23 protein-coding genes and 1 tRNA gene are annotated in these 21378 nt (G+C 64.8%); 15 read left to right on the top strand and 9 right to left on the bottom strand.

The genetic code is table 11. From position 1 onward, the window contains the following. Window positions 1–169 precede the first annotated feature (169 nt). Window positions 170–736 (top strand): putative periplasmic lipoprotein, encoded by a 567-nt coding sequence (locus AC13GA_RS08330; protein WP_046986705.1) that lies wholly within the window; start codon window positions 170–172, stop codon window positions 734–736. After that, window positions 733–1203 (top strand): outer membrane lipoprotein, encoded by a 471-nt coding sequence (locus tag AC13GA_RS08325; protein WP_482997865.1) that lies wholly within the window; start codon window positions 733–735, stop codon window positions 1201–1203. The genes AC13GA_RS08330 and AC13GA_RS08325 overlap by 4 nt, the downstream gene beginning before the upstream one ends. Window positions 1204–1280: 77 nt before the next feature. On the opposite strand, the gene AC13GA_RS08320 is transcribed toward AC13GA_RS08325, so the two are convergent. Beyond that, a complete protein-coding gene (locus AC13GA_RS08320) occupies window positions 1281–1562 on the bottom strand; it encodes a hypothetical protein (protein WP_046986707.1) in 282 nt (93 codons plus the stop codon). 214 nt (window positions 1563–1776) lie between these two features. Between AC13GA_RS08320 and AC13GA_RS08315 the strand changes: the two genes are divergently transcribed. The 7 genes from AC13GA_RS08315 to AC13GA_RS08285 all read left to right on the top strand — a co-directional run bounded on the left by AC13GA_RS08315 (window position 1777) and on the right by AC13GA_RS08285 (window position 8719). Further along, the gene (locus AC13GA_RS08315; protein ID WP_136638213.1) at window positions 1777–2451 is read left to right on the top strand and encodes a response regulator transcription factor; all 675 of its coding nucleotides are present in this window, start codon (window positions 1777–1779) and stop codon (window positions 2449–2451) included. Then, window positions 2451–3800 (top strand): sensor histidine kinase, encoded by a 1350-nt coding sequence (locus AC13GA_RS08310; protein WP_482997864.1) that lies wholly within the window; start codon window positions 2451–2453, stop codon window positions 3798–3800. Before AC13GA_RS08315 ends, AC13GA_RS08310 begins: the two co-directional genes overlap by 1 nt. A 290-nt stretch (window positions 3801–4090) precedes the next feature. Further along, window positions 4091–4540 (top strand): hypothetical protein, encoded by a 450-nt coding sequence (locus AC13GA_RS08305; RefSeq protein ID WP_136638215.1) that lies wholly within the window; start codon window positions 4091–4093, stop codon window positions 4538–4540. A gap of 135 nt (window positions 4541–4675) precedes the next feature. Next, window positions 4676–5866: an efflux RND transporter periplasmic adaptor subunit gene (locus AC13GA_RS08300; RefSeq protein WP_482997863.1), complete on the top strand. Its 1191-nt coding sequence runs from the start codon at window positions 4676–4678 to the stop codon at window positions 5864–5866. Continuing rightward, window positions 5863–7833: a MacB family efflux pump subunit gene (locus tag AC13GA_RS08295; RefSeq protein ID WP_482997862.1), complete on the top strand. Its 1971-nt coding sequence runs from the start codon at window positions 5863–5865 to the stop codon at window positions 7831–7833. Before AC13GA_RS08300 ends, AC13GA_RS08295 begins: the two co-directional genes overlap by 4 nt. Before the next feature lie 91 nt (window positions 7834–7924). Beyond that, window positions 7925–8311, top strand: coding sequence for a hypothetical protein (locus AC13GA_RS08290; protein WP_482997861.1), 387 nt, complete (start codon window positions 7925–7927; stop codon window positions 8309–8311). Between the two features lie 30 nt (window positions 8312–8341). Beyond that, entirely contained in the window at window positions 8342–8719 is a 378-nt protein-coding gene (locus AC13GA_RS08285) for an EF-hand domain-containing protein (RefSeq protein WP_482997860.1), read from the top strand. A 184-nt stretch (window positions 8720–8903) separates the two neighbouring features. Here the strand turns inward: AC13GA_RS08285 and AC13GA_RS08280 are convergent, their stop codons facing one another. The 4 genes from AC13GA_RS08280 to AC13GA_RS08265 form a co-directional block, all read right to left on the bottom strand. Next, window positions 8904–9359 carry a hypothetical protein gene (locus tag AC13GA_RS08280; RefSeq protein WP_482997859.1) on the bottom strand — a complete coding sequence of 152 codons (456 nt, stop codon included), beginning with the start codon at window positions 9357–9359 and terminating at the stop codon, window positions 8904–8906. Between the two features lie 94 nt (window positions 9360–9453). After that, window positions 9454–10779 carry a Smlt3024 family type IV secretion system effector gene (locus tag AC13GA_RS08275; protein WP_482998092.1) on the bottom strand — a complete coding sequence of 442 codons (1326 nt, stop codon included), beginning with the start codon at window positions 10777–10779 and terminating at the stop codon, window positions 9454–9456. Between the two features lie 22 nt (window positions 10780–10801). Continuing rightward, a complete protein-coding gene (locus tag AC13GA_RS08270) occupies window positions 10802–11665 on the bottom strand; it encodes a Smlt3025 familytype IV secretion system inhibitor (protein WP_482997858.1) in 864 nt (287 codons plus the stop codon). A gap of 197 nt (window positions 11666–11862) precedes the next feature. Next, window positions 11863–12210: a winged helix-turn-helix transcriptional regulator gene (locus AC13GA_RS08265; protein ID WP_046986717.1), complete on the bottom strand. Its 348-nt coding sequence runs from the start codon at window positions 12208–12210 to the stop codon at window positions 11863–11865. A gap of 102 nt (window positions 12211–12312) precedes the next feature. Here AC13GA_RS08265 and acuI point away from each other — a divergent pair, with 102 nt between their 5' ends. Both acuI and AC13GA_RS08255 read left to right on the top strand, forming a co-directional pair. Then, window positions 12313–13302 carry an acrylyl-CoA reductase (NADPH) gene (acuI, locus tag AC13GA_RS08260; RefSeq protein WP_482997857.1) on the top strand — a complete coding sequence of 330 codons (990 nt, stop codon included), beginning with the start codon at window positions 12313–12315 and terminating at the stop codon, window positions 13300–13302. 116 nt (window positions 13303–13418) lie between these two features. Further along, complete coding sequence (locus AC13GA_RS08255; protein ID WP_248298424.1) at window positions 13419–13751, top strand: hypothetical protein; 333 nt, start codon at window positions 13419–13421, stop codon at window positions 13749–13751. 69 nt (window positions 13752–13820) lie between these two features. Here the strand turns inward: AC13GA_RS08255 and AC13GA_RS08250 are convergent, their stop codons facing one another. Then, window positions 13821–14030, bottom strand: a complete 210-nt coding sequence (locus AC13GA_RS08250) for a hypothetical protein (protein ID WP_253078526.1) — start codon at window positions 14028–14030, stop codon at window positions 13821–13823. Window positions 14031–14208: 178 nt separating this feature from the next. On the opposite strand from AC13GA_RS08250, the gene AC13GA_RS08245 reads away from it, so the two are divergent. Continuing rightward, the gene (locus AC13GA_RS08245) at window positions 14209–16962 is read left to right on the top strand and encodes a UvrD-helicase domain-containing protein (protein ID WP_482997856.1); all 2754 of its coding nucleotides are present in this window, start codon (window positions 14209–14211) and stop codon (window positions 16960–16962) included. A gap of 153 nt (window positions 16963–17115) precedes the next feature. On the opposite strand, the gene AC13GA_RS08240 is transcribed toward AC13GA_RS08245, so the two are convergent. Together AC13GA_RS08240 and AC13GA_RS08235 are read right to left on the bottom strand one after the other, a co-directional pair. Continuing rightward, complete coding sequence (locus AC13GA_RS08240) at window positions 17116–17367, bottom strand: hypothetical protein (RefSeq protein WP_046986722.1); 252 nt, start codon at window positions 17365–17367, stop codon at window positions 17116–17118. A gap of 349 nt (window positions 17368–17716) precedes the next feature. Beyond that, a tRNA-Ser gene (locus AC13GA_RS08235) sits at window positions 17717–17806 on the bottom strand. 124 nt (window positions 17807–17930) lie between these two features. Between AC13GA_RS08235 and AC13GA_RS08230 the strand changes: the two genes are divergently transcribed. After that, window positions 17931–18998, top strand: coding sequence for a DUF4241 domain-containing protein (locus AC13GA_RS08230; RefSeq protein ID WP_482997855.1), 1068 nt, complete (start codon window positions 17931–17933; stop codon window positions 18996–18998). 54 nt (window positions 18999–19052) lie between these two features. Here the strand turns inward: AC13GA_RS08230 and AC13GA_RS08225 are convergent, their stop codons facing one another. Continuing rightward, window positions 19053–20045: a LysR family transcriptional regulator gene (locus AC13GA_RS08225; RefSeq protein ID WP_006375981.1), complete on the bottom strand. Its 993-nt coding sequence runs from the start codon at window positions 20043–20045 to the stop codon at window positions 19053–19055. A 125-nt stretch (window positions 20046–20170) separates the two neighbouring features. Here AC13GA_RS08225 and AC13GA_RS08220 point away from each other — a divergent pair, with 125 nt between their 5' ends. Together AC13GA_RS08220 and AC13GA_RS08215 are read left to right on the top strand one after the other, a co-directional pair. After that, window positions 20171–20758 (top strand): FMN-dependent NADH-azoreductase, encoded by a 588-nt coding sequence (locus AC13GA_RS08220; RefSeq protein ID WP_253078530.1) that lies wholly within the window; start codon window positions 20171–20173, stop codon window positions 20756–20758. A gap of 238 nt (window positions 20759–20996) precedes the next feature. After that, a complete protein-coding gene (locus tag AC13GA_RS08215; protein WP_046987637.1) occupies window positions 20997–21347 on the top strand; it encodes an SH3 domain-containing protein in 351 nt (116 codons plus the stop codon). Window positions 21348–21378 lie beyond the last annotated feature (31 nt).

Here is a 21378-nt window from a genome sequence, read left to right as displayed (position 1 = left end):
CTTTTGGTGCGGAGCAGCAAGGCCGCGATCCGCTATGATTCGGGTATTCTTGCGCGCAGTCAGCCACGCTCGCAGCCGACCATCGGCGGTAATTGCGGTGCAGCAGGAGCGTTGCGGGCCAGCACACGATTCACCATGGATGATCCAACGCAATCACAGGGGAAAATGGATGAAGAAGTTCCTGTTCGCAGCGATCATCGCTGCGTCGCTGGTGGGTTGCACCACCAATCCGCCGCTCAATTTCTCGGTCCCGAACGTCGGGGTCAGCAGCAAGAAGATCGACGGCGAGCTGAAGTCACTGACGGTCACGCTGGCACGTCCGGATGAGGCCAAGGGCAAGATTCCCGCCCAGGCCCAGCACGAAGTCCCGCAGATGTGGCAGAACGCGCTGACCGAAGCGCTGAACAAGATGGCCGTCTTCCGCGACGACGCGCCGGTGAAGCTGAGCCTGTCGGTGAAGATCCTGGCGATCGACATTCCGAGCTTCGGCGCCTCGATGACCACCAAGACGGTCGCCCGCTACGAGCTGATCGACCGCGCAACCGGTGGCATCGTCTATACGCAGGATGTCAGCGCATCGGGGGAAGTGCCGTTCAACTATGCCTTCGCTGGTGTGGTCCGGGCGCGTGAGTCGATCAGCCGCTCGGCACAGAACAACATCGCCCAGTTCCTGCAGGCCCTGGAAACCGTGGACGTGTCCAAGCCGATGTTCCCGAACAAGCAGGAAGCACCGTGAAGCGTCTGCTGCTGGCGGCATCGGTTACCGCGATGCTGACGGCCTGCGCGCCCAACGTACGTACCGACAGCTATTCCATCGGCTCGGTTGGACAGGTCAATCGGACTGTCAGCGGTACCGTCATCAGCGTTCGCGCCGTCAGTATTGACGGTTCGCAGGGAGGTGGAGCCGTTGCTGGAGCTGCCGCCGGCGGTGTGGCTGGCTCCACCATCGGTGGCAGCGATCAGGCTGCGGCCATCGGTGCCATCGGCGGCCTGGTGGTGGGCGCGATTGCCGGTGCGGCTTCCGAACGCGCGCTTTCGCAGGCCAAGGGCCTGGAATACGTGGTGCAGACCGAGAACGGCAATCTGATGACCGTCGTGCAAGGCCCCGATCCGATGTTCAGTGCCGGCATGCGGGTCCTGGTTCTGTATGGATCGCCCTCGCGCATCATTGCCGATCCGCGTCAAGCGAAGACAACGCCGTAAACCCCAACGATGCCCCTTCCGAGGGGCATCGTTGCATTGGACACCAGGGAGGTGGCAACCCACCTCCCCTGCCGGCATCAGTGCGAGCAGGACACCAGCATCGAGCGGGTGGCCATCTGGGTGGAGGTGAAGCCGTTCCTGTTGCCCACGGCGATGGCGTTCCCTTCATCGCCATCCTTGCTGAAGACAACATAGCCACCCGGGCACATCTGCCCGGCCTTTTCGTAGCAGCCACTCCAGGAACTGGAGCCGCTGCAGTCGATGGAAACGCCACGCCGGCCGTCGGGGGTAACGGTCATCTTGGCGGTGGTGCAGCCGCCCAGAACGGCAACGAACAAAAGCGGGATGAACAACTTCATGGGTACTCCAGGGGTTGGGAATCAGCAAATGGGCGCCAAGGCTGGAGTGCCCGGATTGCGCGAACCTTGCGTCCGGCGGCCCGCGCCGCAACGGCGTTTCGACGTCATCGGCAGGCCCTGAAGGCACGCCATGTTCACGCAATGTTCCTGTAATACGGTGCCGGCGCGTGCCGAAGCCCCCTCCTGCGCCCTCCTTCCCGCCCGATTCCCGCCGATGCACATCCTGCTGATCGAAGACGAAGCCGAACTGGCTGCCACCTTGAAGTCTGCCTTGCAGCGCGAGCGCTATGTGGTGGACCTGGCCAATACCCTGGCACTGGCTCGCGAAGCCGCACTTTCCGGGCCACACGACCTGGTGCTGCTGGACCGCACTCTGCCCGATGGTGACGGGCTGGGCCTGATTCCGGTGCTTCGTGGGCGCAACCCCGGAGTGCCGATCATCGTACTGAGTGCGCTGGGACAGTTGCCGGACCGCATCACCGGCCTGGATGAGGGAGCCGACGATTACCTGGCCAAGCCGTTCGCGCTGGAGGAGCTGTTCGCGCGGATCCGTGCGGCCGCGCGCCGGCCGAGTGGCATGCAGGTCGAGCCGGTGAGCATCGGCCGGCTCCTGTTCGATCCCGCCTCGGGCGAGGCCAGCGTTGGCGGACAGCGACTGGAGCTTCCGCGGCGCGAGATCCGCGTGCTGGCGGCCCTCACCCGTCGACTGGGCCGCACGGTGCTGCGCGAGTCCATTGAAATGGCAGTGTACGGCTTCGACGACGGCATCCATTCAAATACGCTGGACTCGCATGTCTCACGCTTGCGGCGCAAGCTGGCCGACGCTGATGCGGGGGTGGAAATCCATGCCATCCGCGGCGTCGGCTATCTGATGCGGGAAACGAAGTAATGGCGCGTCGTCCCTCACTCAAGCGCCCGCTGATCGTCAAGACACTGATCTACCAGCTGCTTGCGCTACTGGTGGCGTTCTTCGCCCTGCTGATGGTGCTGGTGCGTGTTGACAGTGGCGGCTACTACACCATCCAGACCTTCGCCCCGGTGGCGGCAGAGGCCGTTCACCGCGACAGCAAGGGCGAACTGTATGTGGAACACACGCCGGAGCTGGCCGAGCTGCTGAAGATCGTCCCCGGCGCGTGGTTCATCGCCGAGGATGAGCAGGGCCACCATGTGACATTCGGCCATGTCCCGCCAGCGTACGCGTCGCTGGTTGGCGCCCTGGACGGAATTCCCTATGGCGACCTGCGCGGACGCGGCCGCAACGACGGCCTGGCCGTGGTGATACGCCAGCAAAGCGGCCCGGCCGGCAAGCTGACCATCATGGCCCATGGCGAAACCGATTCGCTGACCTGGCAGATGGCGCTGGCCGCACACATCATCACCCTGCCGATCTTCCTGCTGCTGGGCCTGGCCACTATCATCCTGACCCCGATCATCGTGCGCCGCGCGCTGGCCGGTGTGGAACGCATCGCGCAGGAAGCCCGCAACATCTCTGCCAGCCGCCGCGGTATCCGCCTGACGGAGACCGCAGTACCGGTCGAGATCGCCCCCCTGGTTGCAGCGGTGAACGAAGCGCTTGACCGTCTGGACGAAGGGCACGAACGGCAACGTCGCTTCATCGCCGCTGCCGCCCATGAGCTACGTACGCCCATCGCCATCCTGCGGGTGAAGATCGATGCGGCCGACGACTCCACCTCGCGTAGCCTGACCGTGGAGGTCGCTCGGCTGGCAACACTGGCCGAGCAGCTGCTGGACCTGCACCGCATGGAAGCAGATGGGCCGAAGGACTCCCTCAACCTGGCCCGCGTGGCCAAGCGGGTCGTCGCTGATCTGGCCCCCCTGTTGATCCAGTCCGACAAGACAGTCGCCGTGGCCGTGGAACCGAACTTCCCGGTGCTGGGCGAGTCCGGTGCCATCGAACGGGTGCTCTCCAACCTGGTGCTGAATGCCGCCGAGCACGGTGGACGCCACATCATCGTGCGCGTGCAGGGCAGCTGCCTTGAGGTGGAAGACGATGGCCCCGGCATTCCGGTCGACCAGCGCGAACGCGTGTTCGAACCCTTCCAGCGCCTGCGCCCCCGGCAGACTGGCGCCGGATTGGGCTTGAACCTGGTGCGGCAGGTGATCGACCGCCACGGTGGCCACGTCACGATTCTGGATGCACCCAGTGGCGGCGCCCTGATCCGCGTCGAGTTCCCCCTGCATCCAGGCGTCACCAGCGCATCGACGCCGGCGCACTGAGCGCTTCCCCCACGTGTATGACTACCGGCTGTCCACGCGCATCCGCCGCGGTTGATGCGCAAGGTTGCGGCAATGTTCTCTGCCCAGCATCCAGGTGAGTTGCACCGCTGAAGGTGCTGCGTCCGGATCTGACAGGAAGCCTGCATGTGACACAGGGAGCTTCTCCACCGCCCTCCTCCACACCAACGACGCCTCCTCGGAATGCGCCCAGCCTGACCGCCGCAGCGTGGAACTGCCGCGCGCATGCAGGCCGCGCGCGTGGGCTTGAACACTGGCCGCACTGGCTGCGGATGATTCCCGAACGCGAGCGGGCAGGCGTGCTGATCCGCCTGTTCGCCGCCCTGTTCCTGCTGCTCCCAGGCCTTGCGCTGGTGGCCTCAGCCTATCGGCACGCGCACCCAACGACCACCGCCGTGGTGGTGTTCGTCGTCGTGCATGCCGCACTGCACATGCTGGCAGTGTGGCGGGGAGCTGCATCGCGCCCCGTTCCTCAGTTCCTGCAGACCCTGCATGCATATGCGGCTGCCGTGATGTTTGCTGCAACATTGCTGATCATCGCGATCAGCGCAGCTGCCGCGAGGCTGCCCGCTACTGCATGTGCCGTGCTGGTCGTCGGCGCGCTATGCCAGCTTTCGAGCCTGCACACAGCAGTACAACGCCTGCACCATGCGCTGCTGGCGCTCGGCAGCGTGCTCCAGTTCATCGCGATGGCACTGCTCACGCTCGGCGTTGCCTCCTGAAACGGGCGCACCACCGCAAGGTTCACGCAATCCAGCGCATCGAGACTCGACGACCATCCACGCCTGCCATGCCGGCGTGCAATCCCATCTGTCGCGAGGACACACGATGCACTGTCTTTTCTGGATGCTGTACCGATGAGCGCCGCACCGCACAGCCGCCGCCGCGCGCTGATCATTGCTGCTGCAGTCCTCTGCACCCTGTTGGTGCTCTTCGCGTGGCTCTGGCCCGCACCACCACCGCAACTGCAGGTGGCACCGGTCGCCCGCGGCAACATCGAGCAGGTTGTGGAAGCCACCGGAACACTGAAGCCTTCGCGACTGGTGAGCGTGGGCGCGCAGGTCTCCGGCCGCATCGAGACCTTGCATGTGAAGCTGGGCGACAAGGTGAAAGCGGGCGATCCGATTGCCGATATCGATTCACGCACCCAGCGCAACGCGTTGTTGAGTGCGCAGGCGGCACAGCGCACCGCGCGTGCCAACCGCGACGCGCTGGCCACCGACCTGCGCCAGTACCAGCTGACCCTTCAACGCCAGCAGGCTCTGGTGTCAAGGCAACTGGTCGCGCGCGCAGACTACGATGCGGCCAAGGCCAAGGTCGATGCTACCCGTGAACAGATCGCCGCACTCGATGGCGAGGTGGTGCAGCGCCAGACCGATGTGGATGTGGCACAGACCAACCTGGGCTACACCCGCATCACTGCGCCCACCGATGGCACCGTGCTGGCCGTGGTCGCGCGACAGGGCCAGACAGTCAATGCGGTACAGAGCGCACCGACCATCGTGATGCTCGGCAACCAGGACGTGATGACGGTCTACGCCGAAATCTCCGAGGCCGACGTGGTCCACACCGCACTGGGACAGGAGGCGTTCTTCACCATCCTGGGCGACAGCGACCGCCGCTACAGCAGCACGCTGCGCGACATCGCACCGGCACCCGACTCGATCACCAACGAAGACACCTCCGGGTTCGCGCCCGCCAGCGCTTCGGTGGGCGCCAGCCGCACGGCCATGTACTTCAACGGTCAGTTCGACGTGGACAACGCTGATGGCCGTCTGCGCAGCTACATGACGGCACAGGTGCGCATCGTTCTGGGGCGTGCCAAGGGCGTGCTGACCATTCCCTCGGCCGCACTGGGTGCGCGTGCCGCCGATGGCAGCTACAGCGTGCAGGTACGCGGCGCGGATGGCCAGCCTGCGCCGCGGCGCATCACCACCGGGCTGGACGACCAGATCAACGTGGAAGTGCGCAGTGGCCTGCAGCAAGGTGAGCAGGTAGTACTGGTCCAGTCCGGCGATGCTGCCGGCGCAGCCGCTGCACAGCCATGATGGATGCAGAGAAGGACGCACCGCTGCTGCGCGTGCGCGGCATCCGCCGCGAATTCGCGGCCGGCGAACAGACCCTGGTCGTGCTCGATGGCATCGATCTGGATATCCGCGCCGGTGAGCTGGTGGCCATCGTCGGCCAGTCCGGTTCGGGCAAATCCACCCTGATGAACATTCTGGGCTGCCTGGACCGACCCTCGTCCGGCGCGTATCAGATCGCCGGTCGCGAGACCGCGCAGATGGCACCGGACGAATTGGCCGAGCTGCGCCGCGAGCACTTTGGTTTCATATTCCAGCGCTACCACCTGCTGACCGACCTGACCGCGCTGGGTAACGTGGAGGTGCCGGCCATCTACGCCGGCCAACCCAGCGCCGACCGCCATGCCCGCGCCCAGGCCCTGCTTCAGCGACTGGGCCTGGGCGAACGCATGCTGCATCTGCCCGGCGAGCTTTCCGGCGGGCAGCAGCAGCGCGTGTCGATCGCGCGCGCGCTGATGAACGGCGGCGCAGTGATCTTCGCCGATGAGCCCACCGGCGCATTGGACACCCAGTCCGGCAAGGAGGTGATGAAGATCTTGGGCGAACTGCACGCCGAAGGCCATACGGTGGTGCTGGTCACCCATGACATGGCCGTGGCCGGGCATGCGCAGCGCATCATCGAGATCCGCGATGGGCGTATCGTCGACGATCGCCCCACCGCTGCCGCGACAGGCACCGCCAGCAGCATCGCGGCCAGCCTGCAGGCAGGCAGCGAAGGCACCGGCTGGCAGGCCCTGCGCGACCGCTTCAGCGAAGCCTTCCGCATGGCCCTGCGCGCGATGAACGCACACCGCATGCGCACCTTCCTGACCATGCTCGGCATCATCATCGGCATTGCCTCGGTGGTGTCGGTGGTCGCCCTGGGCACGGGCGCACGTCAGGCGATCCTGTCCAACATCGCTTCGCTGGGCACCACCACCATCGAGGTCTATCCCGGCTCCGGCTTCGGCGATGTGCACGCCGCACAGGTCGAGACCTTGACGCCCGGCGACAGCACGGCGCTGGCCGGGCAACCGTTCGTGGACAGCGCCACGCCCGGCGTCGCCAGCAGCGGCACCGCACAGCGCGGCAACCGCTCGGCCAACGTGCAGATGCAGGGTGTGAGTGAGCAGTACTTCCGCGTGCACGGCCTGAAGCTGGGACAAGGGCGCTTCTTTGGCCAGCCCGCCGTCGCCGGCTACCAGCAGGTGGCGGTGATCGACGCCAATACGCGCGAACGGTTCTTCACCGCACAGGAAGACCCGATCGGCCAGACCTTGCTGCTCGGCAATGTTCCGGTGCGGGTGATGGGCGTGGTGAAGAAAGAGGCCGGCGCCGTGGGCGATGCCTCGTTGCTGCAGGTCTGGGTGCCCTACACCACCGCCATGGCGCGCATGTTGGGGCAGAGCCATGTGTCCAGCATCACCGTGCGCGTGTCCGATACCGTGGGCATGCAGGCCGCAGAAGCCTCCATCCGCCGGCTGCTGGAGCGCCGCCACGGGCGGCAGGACTTCTACATGAGCAACAACGCACAGATCCGCACTTCGATCGAGCAGACCACCCGTATCCTCACGCTGATGATCAGCTCCATTGCCGCCATCGCACTGGTGGTGGGCGGTATCGGGGTAATGAACATCATGCTGGTCTCAGTGACCGAGCGCACCCGCGAGATCGGCGTGCGCATGGCGGTGGGCGCGCGCCGCAGCGACATCCTGCAGCAGTTCCTGATCGAATCGGTGCTGGTCTGCCTGCTCGGTGGCGTGCTGGGTATCGGCGTGGCACTCGCGCTGGGGGGAGTTCTGGCACTGGCCGACATCGGCTTCTCGCTCGTGTTCTCGACAACCTCGATTCTGGCCGCGTTTGCCTGCAGCAGCCTGATCGGCATTGGTTTCGGCTTCCTGCCGGCACGCCGTGCGGCACAGCTGGACCCGGTGGAGGCGCTGGTGCGCTGAACGAAGGGCGTCCAGCGGAGACGGCTACAGGTTCGCGCAATGTCCGCGCGCTGTACTTGCACCACCGACACAGCCGCACAGGAGCGGAACGATGTTTCAGAAGACAGGACGGACAGCGTTGCTGCTGGGTGCCGCACTGCAAGTGCTGGTACTGCTGCCCTATGCGGGCCAGGCTCACGCACAGAACCGGGATGGCTACCGCTCAGGCTGGGACCGGGGCTACCAGGACCGCCAGCGCGACGAATGGGAGCGCCGCGAACGCGAACGTGAGCGTGACCGGCGCGACGATGCCAAAGCCAAGCGCGTGGTGGTGGGCGTGGTCGGCGCGGCGGTGGTGGCCGGCGTGATCGCCGCTGCGGCCAAGCGCGAGCGTGAGATCCGCGAGCGCGCCGACTACTGCATGAACCGCTACGGCAACTACGACCGCCGCAGCGACACCTACCGAGGTTCGGATGGCTACAGCTATCCCTGCCGCTGACCTGCCCTGCATTCCGAAGGAACCGACCGCATGAACAAGACGCTTCTCATCATCGCCCTGTGTGCCACACCGCTGATCGGCCACGCCGCCAGCGGCGACCCGAAGCAGGCCTATATCGACTCCAGCTTCGCCGTCATGGACAGCAACGGCGATGGCCACATCGACAAGGCCGAGTACGCGAAGTACCAGCAGGCACGCTTCAGCAAGCAGGCCGACTCCATCGACGCCGCGTTCAAGGAAATGGATGCCGACAAAGACGGAAAGATCAGCAGGAAGGAAGCCGCTGTGGTGCCGGAAATCGCGAAGTATTTCGCGGGGCTGGATACTGATGGCGATGGCTATCTGTCGCTGAAGGAAATGCAGCAGGCCATGGTGGCCGCGCAGACGGCAGACGCACCGGCCAAGTAGCGCTTCGGTATTGATAGTTGCCCACCCTGGTGGGCAAAACGCCTGATCGCGCGCCATTACCGGATGCCACGTCGCATCGCTTTGGTGGGTGCCCACCGTGGTGGGCACGGCTCCGTCACCACGCGCGAGGGCCAGAACGCCCACCAAGGTGGGCATCTACCAGCTAGCACGCAGCGCTCAGCGCTCAGCGCACCTTGTACAGCACCGCCGCACCCGGGCGCGGCTCAAACGAGGGCACCGTCTGCTGGGTAAGCGCCGTGCCCTTCGCGTCCCACACCATCGTCTCCACCGGGTACTCATCCTTGCGGGTCATCTGGTCGATCTTCGCCACGACCACGGTCGCTGCCGCTGGCACTTCCGGATTCCAGCCAAACACACCTACCCGGCCGTAGAACACGGCCGGCGCAGAGGCATCGAGGCGACGGTCCGGGCACATCACCAGGCCGCGGTCGAGCATGACGCGCAGCGCGCCCACTGGCACCTTCTTCACCGTAGGCGCAGTGCGCTCGGTGCTGTGGCCAGGGCAGACGTTGGCCGCGCGGGTCACCATGTCCTCGGCCACCTGGCGGTCGGATTGGGCGAAGGCCAGGGCCGGGGCAAGGCAGAGGCCAAGCAGGACAAGTGGGGCAGTCCGGGTCATTGCAGGTTCCTGTGATGGATGCCAAGCGAACTTAGCAATGCCCGCGCACCGAGTTGCAAAGACCGCGTGAGGTGGGCTGGGGCAGGCCGGAAACCTAGCCCATACGCATGGCAGGCGTGTCGCGCGCCTGCACATCGATCTCCTGCTGCTGGCGCTGCGCATGTGCCTGTCCACGATCCGCACCGACGGCCTGCAGGGCCTGCAGTGACTGCTCGACCGGTGTCTGCACTGCCCTGTCCGTGGGCATGGAGGCCCGCAGATGCGCCGGATCATTCAACTCGCCCTGCACCACAAACACATTGCGGCCGGCCGCGTAATCGGCGGTCTGGGTGCTCAGCAGCACATGGTCGGCACGTTCGAGCTGGTTGTGGCGCGCCAATGCCATGACGCTCGCCACAAGGCGCTCACTGTTCTCATCATGGGTACGCCCGGCGCTGGCATCGATCGCGGCCACGCCTTCGCGCACCTGCTGCATCAATGCGTACTCACGGTGGCCAGGACCAATGTCGGCCAGACGGGTCGGTGCCTGCGAGGGATCCGGCACGTCGTCCACGGCTGCGGTAAGCGGGCTGCGGGTAATAGTCCGGTATGGGTCGTCCGGGTGGAACTGGGTACGTTTTTCCTGCCGTTCCAGACGAACCTCGCGCGCGTCGTTGAGTTCGGCTATACGGGCCGGATCGATGATCTCGCGCATCGACATGTGGCCGCCGCCCGCACTGACACTGGCCCACTTCCTGTCCGCTTCGAAGTACATCGCGTAGTAGCTGTTGCCACCGATGACGTTCGGATCGACCGCCGAGCGCCCTTCCAGTGCCTGGGTGGCTTCCAGCACGCTCAACCGGGTCAGGTACTGGCCGCCTTTCGTCCATCCCATCTGGCTGATGGCATCGACACTGGTGTTGCCTACGCGCGGGCCCCCGGCGTAGTCATTGTTGAGCATGTTGGTCCAGATCTGCTCCAACTTCTCGGGGCCGCTCTTCTGCTCGGCCGCCTGCAGCAGCACGCGCGGCGTCCAGCAGTTGGGATCAAGCTCATGCCGTTCAAATGCCCGGTCGTGAGCCAGCATCACATCCTTGCCGGGAAGATTCAGTGCCAATTCGGGACGCCCCTGCTCCATCCAGTACAAGCGTCGCTCCAGGTCCTGGCGCAGAAGCGTCTGCCCAAACATCTCCCATTGGCGCTCGCTCAGCTGCGTGTCGGGAAAGCCGGAGCCCTTGCCCTCCTGGTGCCGGGCATAGTCCTGTGCGTAGCTGTTTGCAACGCGGCCTGGCAGGCTGTCGTTGCGAACAACACCCAGCGCAAGCGTCCCATAGCCATCCGCATCTGGCAGCTGCGACAGATAGTTCCAGTACAACTCGCGGTTTCCGGCCTTGGCATAGCTGGCCAGAATCCTGAGATTCTCTTGCGTCAATCCGCCCATTGCCTGCTCCTGAATGCACTCACTACCGGACTCGGGAGCGCGCGAGAACATCCCGCACCGCATCTTCCATCCGCTTCCAGTCACCCAGGAAGGCCCGCTTGTAGTTCAGCGAGATGGAAAGCTTGTTCTCCACATCCGAGAAATAGTGGAAGCACCCCGCGGCGGCTTGTCCTTGCTCACTGATGACCTGATCGCCCTGCAGGCGAACGCCATCCCCCCTGAACGCCGTGCTTTCGCATTTGATGAATGTGGTCAGGCTGCCGTTGGGAGCGCGCGCGATGTACCAGTCATCTTCATAGGCAGGATTGCGGGTGGGCGGCTTTCCATATCGCGCTTGGTATTCCTTCGAGAAAACGACCATCTTTGTTTCATCGATAGCGTAAGGCGTCAGGCCCATGACGTCGGGCCGCGCAATCCGCAGATCGAGCCGATCCCGAGGATCCCCTCGCTCCACCGATCCTTCCTCGGTGGATGCCTGGTTGGAGGACAATCGCTCCAATGATGTTTCGATTGGCGCACGATCGATGTAATCGATCGCCACAGCAATCTCCTTCCGGAAATCATTCGTACGCGGATTGGCCCGGGCACCCGGCGGTGTCGGCTTCATGTCCGGCCACTCGATGACCAGCGTCACGCCCTCCCCGGGCCACGGTGCGATCTGGCTGTCCAGGTAGTTGGCCGGAATGCGGAAGGTGTTCGGCCCCAGCTTCACGTCCACGGGGGCATCGGTATAGGTGTGGCCGTTGATCGTGCGGCCGGTCTGGGTTGCGCCGGACATGGCCGGATTCCTTTCGTGTTCGGTGGACGGCGGACGTGCACACGCGCCGGCACTCACTACGACGGCAAGCGCGAGCGTCAGGCAACGGCCGGGGGATATCACGTGCATGGGCATTCCATTGCAGGGTTCCGGCGCCACTATAGGCAACCGGGCGTCAATGGAACAGGAACCGCTTCGAAGCCCTTCACCGAGTGAGGCGGCGCTCCACATGCGCTGCCTGTAGTACTGCGGCTATTGCCGTGGTCTCCAGGGCACTGCGGGGAGCACGGGCCATGTCGACGACGCTCGGCGCTCCGCCTCAGGTCTCAGCCGTCGCTGTCCGGGCTTCTATGGCCGCGATAGGTTTCACCCCACTCGCGCATCGCCAGCAGCACCGGCACCAGCGTGCGCCCGAACTCGGAAAGCTCGTACTCCACCTTCGGCGGCACTTCCGCGTACACGTGGCGGATCACCACCCCATCGGCTTCCAGTTCACGAAGCTGGCTGGTGAGCATGGACTGGGTGGCATTGGGCACCCGCCGCGTCAGCTCCATGAAGCGACGCTTGCCGGACATCAGGTGAAAGAGGATGACAGGCTTCCACACGCCACCCATCACCGACAGCGTGACCTCCACGGCGCAACCGCTCTTGCCATCCCAACGCTTGCTACGCATGAATACTCCGGAAAACCATAGTACCTACGGAAAATCATCGTTCTTGTTGCAATAACGGTGCGAGCCTAGCATGGACTCATCCACTGAACGTGAGCCCCCACCATGAGTTTCAAGGCACTGCTGACCCGCAAAACGAACGACGGCGTATCCACGGAACTGGTCGATTTCGATGACGCCAACCTGATGGACGGCGACGTGCTGGTGCAGGTTGAATATTCAACGCTGAACTACAAGGACGCACTGGCCCTCACCAATACGCGCCCGGTCATCCGCACCTTCCCGTTGATTCCCGGCATCGACCTTTCCGGCGTGGTGCTCGAGTCGAGCAATGCCGATTTCCAGCCCGGTGACCGTGTCGTGTTGAATGGCTGGGACCTGAGCATGGGCCACCATGGCGGCCTGGCACAGCGTGCCCGCGTGCGTGGCGAATGGCTCAACAGGATTCCCGACAACCTGACCACCCGCGACGCCATGGCCATCGGCACCGCTGGCTATACCGCCATGCTGTGCGTACTGGCCCTGGAACAAGCCGGCGTGACGCCCGACAAGGGCGATGTGCTGGTGACCGGCGCCAACGGTGGTGTCGGCTCGATCGCGGTGGCGATCCTTTCAAAGCTGGGCTATCGCGTTGTGGCCGCCACCGGGCGCCCGGAACACGCCGAGTATCTGCACAGCCTGGGCGCCGCCGAGATCATCGATCGCGCGCAGCTTTCAGAACCGCGCGACCGTCCGGTGAGCGCCGAACGATGGGCCGGCGTGGTGGATGTAGCCGGTGGCCCTACCCTCGTCAACGCCATCGCCGAGACGAAATATCGCGGTGCCGTCGCCGCCTGTGGTCTGGCGCAGAGCGATGCACTGCACGGTTCGGTGCTGCCCTTCATTCTCCGCAACGTAACCCTTGCGGGCGTGGATTCGGTGAATGCGCCGCAGGACATTCGCCAGCGTGCCTGGGACCGGCTTGCCACCGACCTGGATCCGCAGAAGCTTGAAAGCACGGTGCAGCTGATTGGGCTTGCCGACGTGCTTGAGGTCTACGAGCAGATCATTCCGGGCAAGGTGCGTGGGCGGATTGTCGTGGATGTGAATGCCTGAGGAAGCCTCCCCAGCGGAGCCCATCCGGCAACGAATGGTGAACACGCCGTGAAACCATGCGAGCGTCAGTGGCCGCTTGCCACTGCTGCTCGCATACGCTCAGGTTTCCGCCGACTGTGGACACCGCCATGTCAATGACTGCACTTGCACTTGCCACCGCCCTTTCCGGCCTGGCCGACATTGCCTGGGAGCGCGAGCGCGGTGAAGACGCGCACCAGCTGATGCTCTGCCAGATCCATCGCGATGAGCTGATGCAGGATGACGCGAAGAACGATGCTTACCAGCGAGCCAAGGCGGTATGCGATCTTCTGGCGCGTGAGTACAGGAACAAATGGGATTTCGATGCGCAGGAGGCATTGGCAGCATCGGCAGTGGATCTGGATGAGCTGATCCGGCGGGGAGACCTGGTTGAGGTGCCTCCAACGAGGCAGGACCGCGTCTACGAGTGATTCCATGCTGGCAGGTGCTGGCACCTGGAGCTGCCGCAGAGGGGCCAGGTCCAGTGCCGATCGGCGCGGCTAGCGGATGCGACTCCGCGCCAGTGCCAGCCGCCTGATCTCGTCTGGCGGAAGGACGATGCCATCTTCCATCTCGATGCGCATCTGCGAGACATCACCCTCGTGCCCCTGCATTGCAGCGGTCACCAGAATCTTCAGTGCATCCGTGCGGATATCGTAGCCGCCGACGGAGTGCTTCAAGGTACCCACGCTGTTCCAGTCGATTTCCATGATCGGCGCCCATATCCACAGGCGTCATGCTGGCAACCGCCTTCACGAACGTCAATGAAACCGGTCGCATGGCCGGCCATGAAGCGAAAGGCCACATGCGTCGTCAACGCCCCTTATCATGGGGGCGTAAGGGCTCTGCAAGCCCAATTGACGTACGCAAGGCAGTAACTGGATGTCTATGGATTGGCACCCCTCGGGCTGGGGTCGACTTCTTACCCGCTCACCAGATTGGCGGCTGAAGCTTGATGGTGAGCACGTCGAGCTCACGGTCGGCGGCAAGCAGTACCGGCAGCACGCGGCTGACGACGAGCGCGTGCAGGTCATTCCCGGACTCTTCTGGGCCAGGGTCGTGCTGCAGACCCAGGGCGGCGGCGTTCTGACCATGTATGGACTGCCCAACGGCCAGGCCTCCCGGCTCGCGGCTGCCTTGCAGCATGTGCGTTTCGCGCGCACGACGCGCGGGCGCAAGGCCCTCTTTGAGACCCTCCTGGAGCAGATCCAGTCATGGCTCGCCGAAGCAGACGCCCTCATCGACCGGAGCAGCACCGGCCGCCGCTGGATCACGCACGAACAACAGCAGGCACTGCTGGCCGGTCGCCCCGCCCTGCCGCTCCCGCCACGCGAGCTGGAACAACTGTTCCTCGATGAGGATGTGCACCAGGACCTGCATTCGCCCAGCCACCGTGCAGTGCTGGACGCCCTGCACGACTGGCAGCTGGATTGGCCTGCCGTGTGGGCCGAGGCCAACGCAACCATGGCAACGCGTGAGTTGGTGCTGGCCAAGGACTTCCTGGACAGGGTCGAGAGCAAACCACTGACCGAGGAACAGGCCCGCGCCGTCATCTGCTTCGACAACCGCGTGCAGGTCGTGGCCGCAGCCGGCTCCGGCAAGACCTCCACGATGGTCGCCAAGGCCGCTTACGCCATTGATCGCGGCTTTGTCGAACCCGAGCGGATCGTGATGCTCGCCTTCAACAAGGATGCCGCCAGGGAGCTTGAAGAGCGCGCACAGCGTTCCTTCGACCGGTTGGGCATGGGCGATATCGCAATCGAGGCACGGACCTTCCATGCACTCGGCCTGGCCATCGTCGCCAAGGCCACCGGACGCAAGCCTGATATCCCCGAATGGGCGATCGACGCAACGCTGGGCTTCAACAAGCTGGCCGAACTGGTGGACGACCTGAAGGATCGCTCGACCCACTTCCGCACCCAATGGGACATGTTCCGTCTGGTGTTCGGGCGCGACCTGCCGCCATTCGGCGCGGAAATGGAGGCCGACGGCTACGACCGCGATGGCACGCCCTACATCCGTACCCTGCAGGGGGAACGGGTGAAGAGCCTGGAAGAGTGCGTGATCGCCGACTGGCTCTTCTACAACGGCGTGACGTACGACTACGAGCGACGCTACGAATTTGATGCGGCGACCGACACCCATCGCCAGTATCGCCCCGCCTTCCATTACCCGGACGCACGGCTGTATCACGAGCACTTTGCGCTGGATGCTGATGGCCAGCCGCCGGAGCACGTTTCCGACTATCTCGAAGGCATGCGCTGGAAGCGCCAGCAGCATGCAGCGCGCGGCACGGCCCTTGTCGAGACGACCTCCTTTGGCCTGCGCAGCGGACATGCCCTGCTGGACCTCGCAGAGAAGCTCGGCGAGTCTGACATCGAACTCGACCCGAACCCGGACCGCGAGCTGCCCGACCAGGGCGCCAAGCCGATGCCCGATGCGGACCTGATCGGCCTGATGCGAACCTTCATTGCGCATGCCAAGAGTAACTGCCTGACGCTGGACGATATGGCGGCGCGCCTGCGGCGGATGCCCGAGGATCAGTTCAAGGAACGCTACCGGCGCTTCCTGGAGATCGCCGGGCCGGTTTTCCAGGCCTGGGACAGTGCGCTGGCTGACGAGCGCAGCATCGACTTCGAGGACATGCTCAACATGGCGGCCGGCCTGCTTGAACAGGGCCACTATGAATCACCCTACGAACTGGTGATGGCCGACGAATTCCAGGACGCCTCACGCGCCCGTGCCCGACTCTGCCGTGCATTGGTCAGCCGCCCCGGCCGCTATCTGTTTGCAGTGGGCGACGACTGGCAGTCGATCAACCGCTTCGCCGGTGCCGACGTTTCGGTGATGACCGGATTCCGCGAGTGGATGGGACACGGCCAGGTGCTGATGCTCGAGCAGACATTCCGCTGCCCTCAAGCGCTCTGCGATGCCTCCAGCCACTTCGTCAGCAGGAACCCGGCGCAGATTGGCAAGGAGGTTCGTTCTGCAGCACCGGCCATTGGCCCAGTGCTGCAGGCGTTCCAGATGAATCGGCGTGAGGAGGTGCAGGATGGCGTTCGCCAGTACCTCGCCACGCTGCATCAGCAGTTGTTGTCCGGGGCGGTGCCACAAGGGCGCAACGGACGCGTGACGGTCTTCATCCTGGGGCGCTACCGCGCCGATCGCAGCGCGATGCCTTCGGATTGGAAGACCGCCTTCGGCAGCACGATGGACGTGGAGTTCCTCACGGTCCATCGGTCGAAGGGACGCGAGGCGGACTACGTTGTTCTGCCGGGCATGGTCAACCGCAGCTTTCCGAGCCTGCGCGCGGATGACCCGGTGCTTTCGCTGGCGATGCCGGATGGGGATACCTACCCATTGAGCGAAGAGCGGCGGTTGTTCTATGTGGCGCTGACGCGTGCGCGACGCTCGGTGGCCATGTTCACCCTACAGGGGAAGCGTTCGCCGTTCCTGGACGAGCTGGTGAAGGACGGAGCAGTGGAAGTGACCGCGATTTCAGGCGCAGCCATCCACGAAGAGCGCTGCCCGGTGTGCAAGGTCGGCGTGTTCGTCGACCGGAATGGGCCGCATGGGGCCTTCCGGTCGTGCTCCAGTTACCCGTTGTGCCATAACAAGCCGAAGGGTGGGCGCCGCGGGTAGCCGTCCAGGATCTGCCACCCGTTCGAACACGCCGACACTAAACCTCAGCGGTGGGATATCGACTGTAACGGCGGCAGGGCCACCGACTCCCACTTTCCCACAAAGAGAAAGCCGGCACTGGGCCGGCTTATGGATCCTTTTCCAGCACCTGCATCAACGCTTTGAGCACAGCTTTCTCAAGCTGAGCACGATGTCCGCAAAGCCATAAAGGAAAGGCGCAGCAAGAAGCGCGGAGACGCCTGATCCCAAAAGCCAGGGAACAATGCCAGTAAGCGCCAACACGATGCTGATGACGCCAACCGCGGCCGACAAACCTCCGACCGTCTGAATGACAAGCGGCAGCGTCTCACTCTCTACTCGTGACTGTTCTGCCGAAGCCGGGTCCACCGCATCCATTTCACTCATGATTAGTCCTGTCCGTGAAACCTGAATACTAGCTCAGTAAACGGCGTTTTGTGCTGGTGTCTCTCGGAGCATCCCACCGATCCAGTGGGAGCGCTTCTTATCCGCCGACTCAGCAAGAACACAGGGGTACCGCGCACCACTTCCTGCTTGAGCCGCAGCAGCGCCGTCGAAATCAGACTCCGCGTGAAACAGCGCGATCACTTCCACTGCAGCAACGGTCTGAATCGATTTCTTGATTCTCTGCCGGTTTTCTTTGCATCCATCCCTGTCCTCAGCTGAGGACAGCTGCGCAGGTAGGGAAGCCTGAGAAAACAAAAAGGCCCCTATCACTAGGGGCCTTCTGGAATCCTGGCGGAGAGAGTGGGATTCGAACCCACGGAAGGTTTGACCCTTCGCCGGTTTTCAAGACCGGTGCCTTAAACCGCTCGGCCATCTCTCCAATCGGGTCCCGGTCGCCCGGGCAGCGCCGTATTCTCGCACGTGAAGGCCATTTGCCCAAGACCACCCTTGCCCCCTCCCTTCGCATGCGGCACGGTGGGGCCTTCACTGCAATCGGAGCCCCCATGGCCCACCTCGACCTGGCCAACCTGCGCACCACCCTGCTGGACGACACCCAGCTGGCCGCAGTGGCCCTGCACCGTACTTTCGCCGGGCACCTCCCGGTCAGCAGCGGGCATCTGGTGGTCTGCGATCCGCTGGTCCAGGCCGAGGCGCCTGCGCTGGCCGATTACACCGCCCCGCTGGGCCGGCATCCAGTGGAGATCATCGTGCACAGCGGCCGCCCGGCGCTGGCCGTGGTCTGGTTCAAGCCGCGCCAGTCGCTCACCGCATCCGCCCTGCACTGGCAGATGGCGCGCTGGACCACGCAGGACCTGACCGGCCTGGACGAGGACAGCTTCATCGGCTATCCGGTCGACGCCAGCATCGGCTGCTTCATGGATACCGATACCCAGCAGGCGCTGCTCGCCTTGATCGAGCAGGCTGACGGCGACGATGACGGCGAATGGTCAGATACGCTGATCGACCACGACGGACTGGACGAAGGCGCCGAGTACCGCCCTTGGGGCGAAGACTCGCCGCACGGCCTGGTCGTGTTCACCAGCGGCTGGGGCGACGGCGTGTATCCCAGCTACTGGGCACTGGATACCTCCGGCATTCCGGTCGCCCTGGTCACCGACTTCCTGTGCATCCAGGGCGGTGACGGGCGCGACGAGCGCGAGATTGCCGACCAGGCCTATCGCGACAGTCTGCCGCCAGAAGAAGCGGAGGCACTGGCGCTGCTGGTGGCTGCCGTAGAGCGCGATGACGCAGAGGCGCTGCAAGCCCTGCTCAAGGATGCACCGCGGCGCGCCAACCAGATCGAGCCGGGCTGTGGCGGCACCGCGCTGTTCGAGGCGGTCCGCCTGGACCGCCCGCAAGCGTTGCGGGTGCTGCTGCAGGGCGGCGCGTTGCCGGCGATGCCCGAGCGCCTGCACATGAGCAAGGTGACCAGCTACATGGACTACGCCCACTTCCTGAAGAAGCCACGCAGCGCGGAACTGATGGCGGTGCTGGAAGCGCCGGTCGTTGCTCCCCAGCCAACGGCCCAGCCGCGACGCGGCTTCTGGGATCGGTTGTTAGGGCGGAATTGATCGCGATCGGAAGCGACAACGCCGGGCATGGCCCGGCGCTACCGTTCAACTCTCTCAGCCGGCATCCACTGCCAGCGCACCCAGTGCACTGGCCTTGATCCGCTCCTTGGCCTTTTCACAGGCGCCACCGCAATCCAGGCGCGAGGCCTCCAGCTGCGGCGGCAGGTGCTCGGCCAGGAAGTCGATGAACACGCGCACCGCCGGCAGCAGGCCGCGGCGCGAGGCGAACACGGCATGGCACACGCCCTGCGGCAGCGACCAGTCCGGCAGCACTACTTCCAATTCGCCGTTGCGCACCGCATCGGCGCACACGGTTTCCGGCAGCATGGTGATACCGAAACCGTCCTTCACCATGCTCTGCAGCAGCGGGAAGTCGAAACCGGCCACGCGCGGCTGCAGGTCGACCCGGCGCACTTCGCCTTCCGGGCCATGCAGCTCCCAGCGCTGGCGGGCTTCGTCTTCGCTGATGCTGAGGGTGACGTGCTGGGTCAGCTCTTCAGGATCCTTCGGGCGTCCCGCACGGTCCAGGTACTTCGGGCTGGCCACCAGCAGTTCCTGCACCTGGCCGAAGCTGCGCATCACCAGGCTGCCGTCGTCGTCCAGGCGCGAACGCACGCGCAGGGCCACGTCGTAGCCTTCATTGATGATGTCCACGCGGCGGTTGCTGATGTTCAGCTGCAGCCGCACCTTCGGGTACTGCTCAAGGAACTTGGGCAGCAGCTTGGGCAGCTGCATCTGCGCCAGCGATACCGGCACGCTGGCACGCACGAGGCCGCGCGGTTCCGCACTGAGGCGGTCCACCACCTCGCGTGCGGCCTGCGCCTCGGCCAGCATCGTCTGCGCGTGGCGATGCACGCTGGTACCAACGTCGGTCACCGCGAAACGGCGCGTGGAGCGCTGCAGGAGTCGCACGCCCAGGTCGGTTTCCAGCTGGCTGATGCGGCGGCTCAGGCGCGACTTGGGGATACCCAGAGCGCGCTCGGCGGCGGCGAATCCACCGTGGTCGACCACCATCGCAAAGTAGTACAGGTCATTCAGGTCATGCATGCCCGAGTTCCATATCTAGAACAATACGTGGCATTCAACCACCTTTATCCCGCCTTTGCAACAACCTATCGTTCTCTCCGTCGGCGGGGCCACCCGCCCTTCCCTCCAGAACATAGGTGACTGCCATGAAGCTTCTGCATCTCGACGCCAGCGTGCTTGGCGAGAACTCCGTCTCCCGCCACCTGACCGCCGCCGTGGTGGCCCGGTTCAAGCAGCAGGTCGAAGGCCTGCAGGTCGATTATCGCGATCTTGACGCCAATCCGGTACCGCACCTGCGCAGTGGTTCGCTGGCTAAGACCGACGTGGCCGAAGCCGCCGAGGCTGAACAGGTGCTCGAGCAGTTCCTGGCAGCTGACATCGTGGTGATCGGCGCGCCGATGTACAACTTCAGCATCCCCTCCACCCTGAAGGCCTGGATCGACCGCGTCGCCGTGGCCGGCCGCACCTTCAAGTACACCGAGAACGGCCCGGTGGGCCTGGCCGGTGGCAAGCGGGTGATCGTGGTCAGCAGCCGTGGCGGCATCTATACCGATTCGCCGGCCGACTTCCAGGAACCCTTCCTGCGTCAGACGTTCGCCTTCTGGGGCATCAACGACATCGAGTTCGTGCGTGCGGAGGGCATTGCCTACTCGCCGCAGCACCGCGAAGACGCCATTGCCGGCGCACTGGCCGCGCTGCCGTCTCACGAAGCGGCTGAAGCCGCCGCGGCGTAACACGTTCCAGCGTTCCAGCGTTCGGCGCCGCTCTCTCCTCGTCTGGGCGCTGAACGCGGGCCGGGATCCCCTCCCCCATCCCGGCCCACCCTGGCGGCCCCGCATTGCGGGGCCGCTTTTTTTGCATGCCGATTCTTGCCCGCCGGGCATGGCCCGGCGCTGCCCGTGCAGGTGCCGGCATGGTCCGGCCGGCTCTGGTAGCGCCGGGCCATGCCCGGCGGAAGCGGTACAGTGGTTCATGGACTACATCGTGACCACTGCACATCGCAGCGAATTTCCGCACCCGATCACCCTGCGCCGTGGCCAGGCACTGGTGGTCGGCGAACGTTATGAGGGCCCGGAGGGCTGGGAAGACTGGTTCCTGTGCGAAGCCGAGGGCCAGCAGCCCGGATTCGTGCCGGCGCCGGTGATCGGCCGCGATGCGCAGGGTGGCGCGTTTGCCACGGTGGACTACTGTGCGCGCGAACTGGATGTGGATCCAGGGCAGATGCTGCGCGGGCAACACACGCTCAATGGCTGGGCGTGGTGCGTGCCGGAGACGGGCGAACCCGGATGGGTGCCGTTGGAGAAGGTGCGCGCCGTGGAGTGATCGCGGTGGTTCATCCACGCATGGCGAGGAT

The organism is Stenotrophomonas sp. 22DLJC03 (assembly GCF_056861405.1).
Note: the sequence above shows the minus strand (reverse complement) of the source record. Positions and strands in the feature narration are given on the sequence as shown.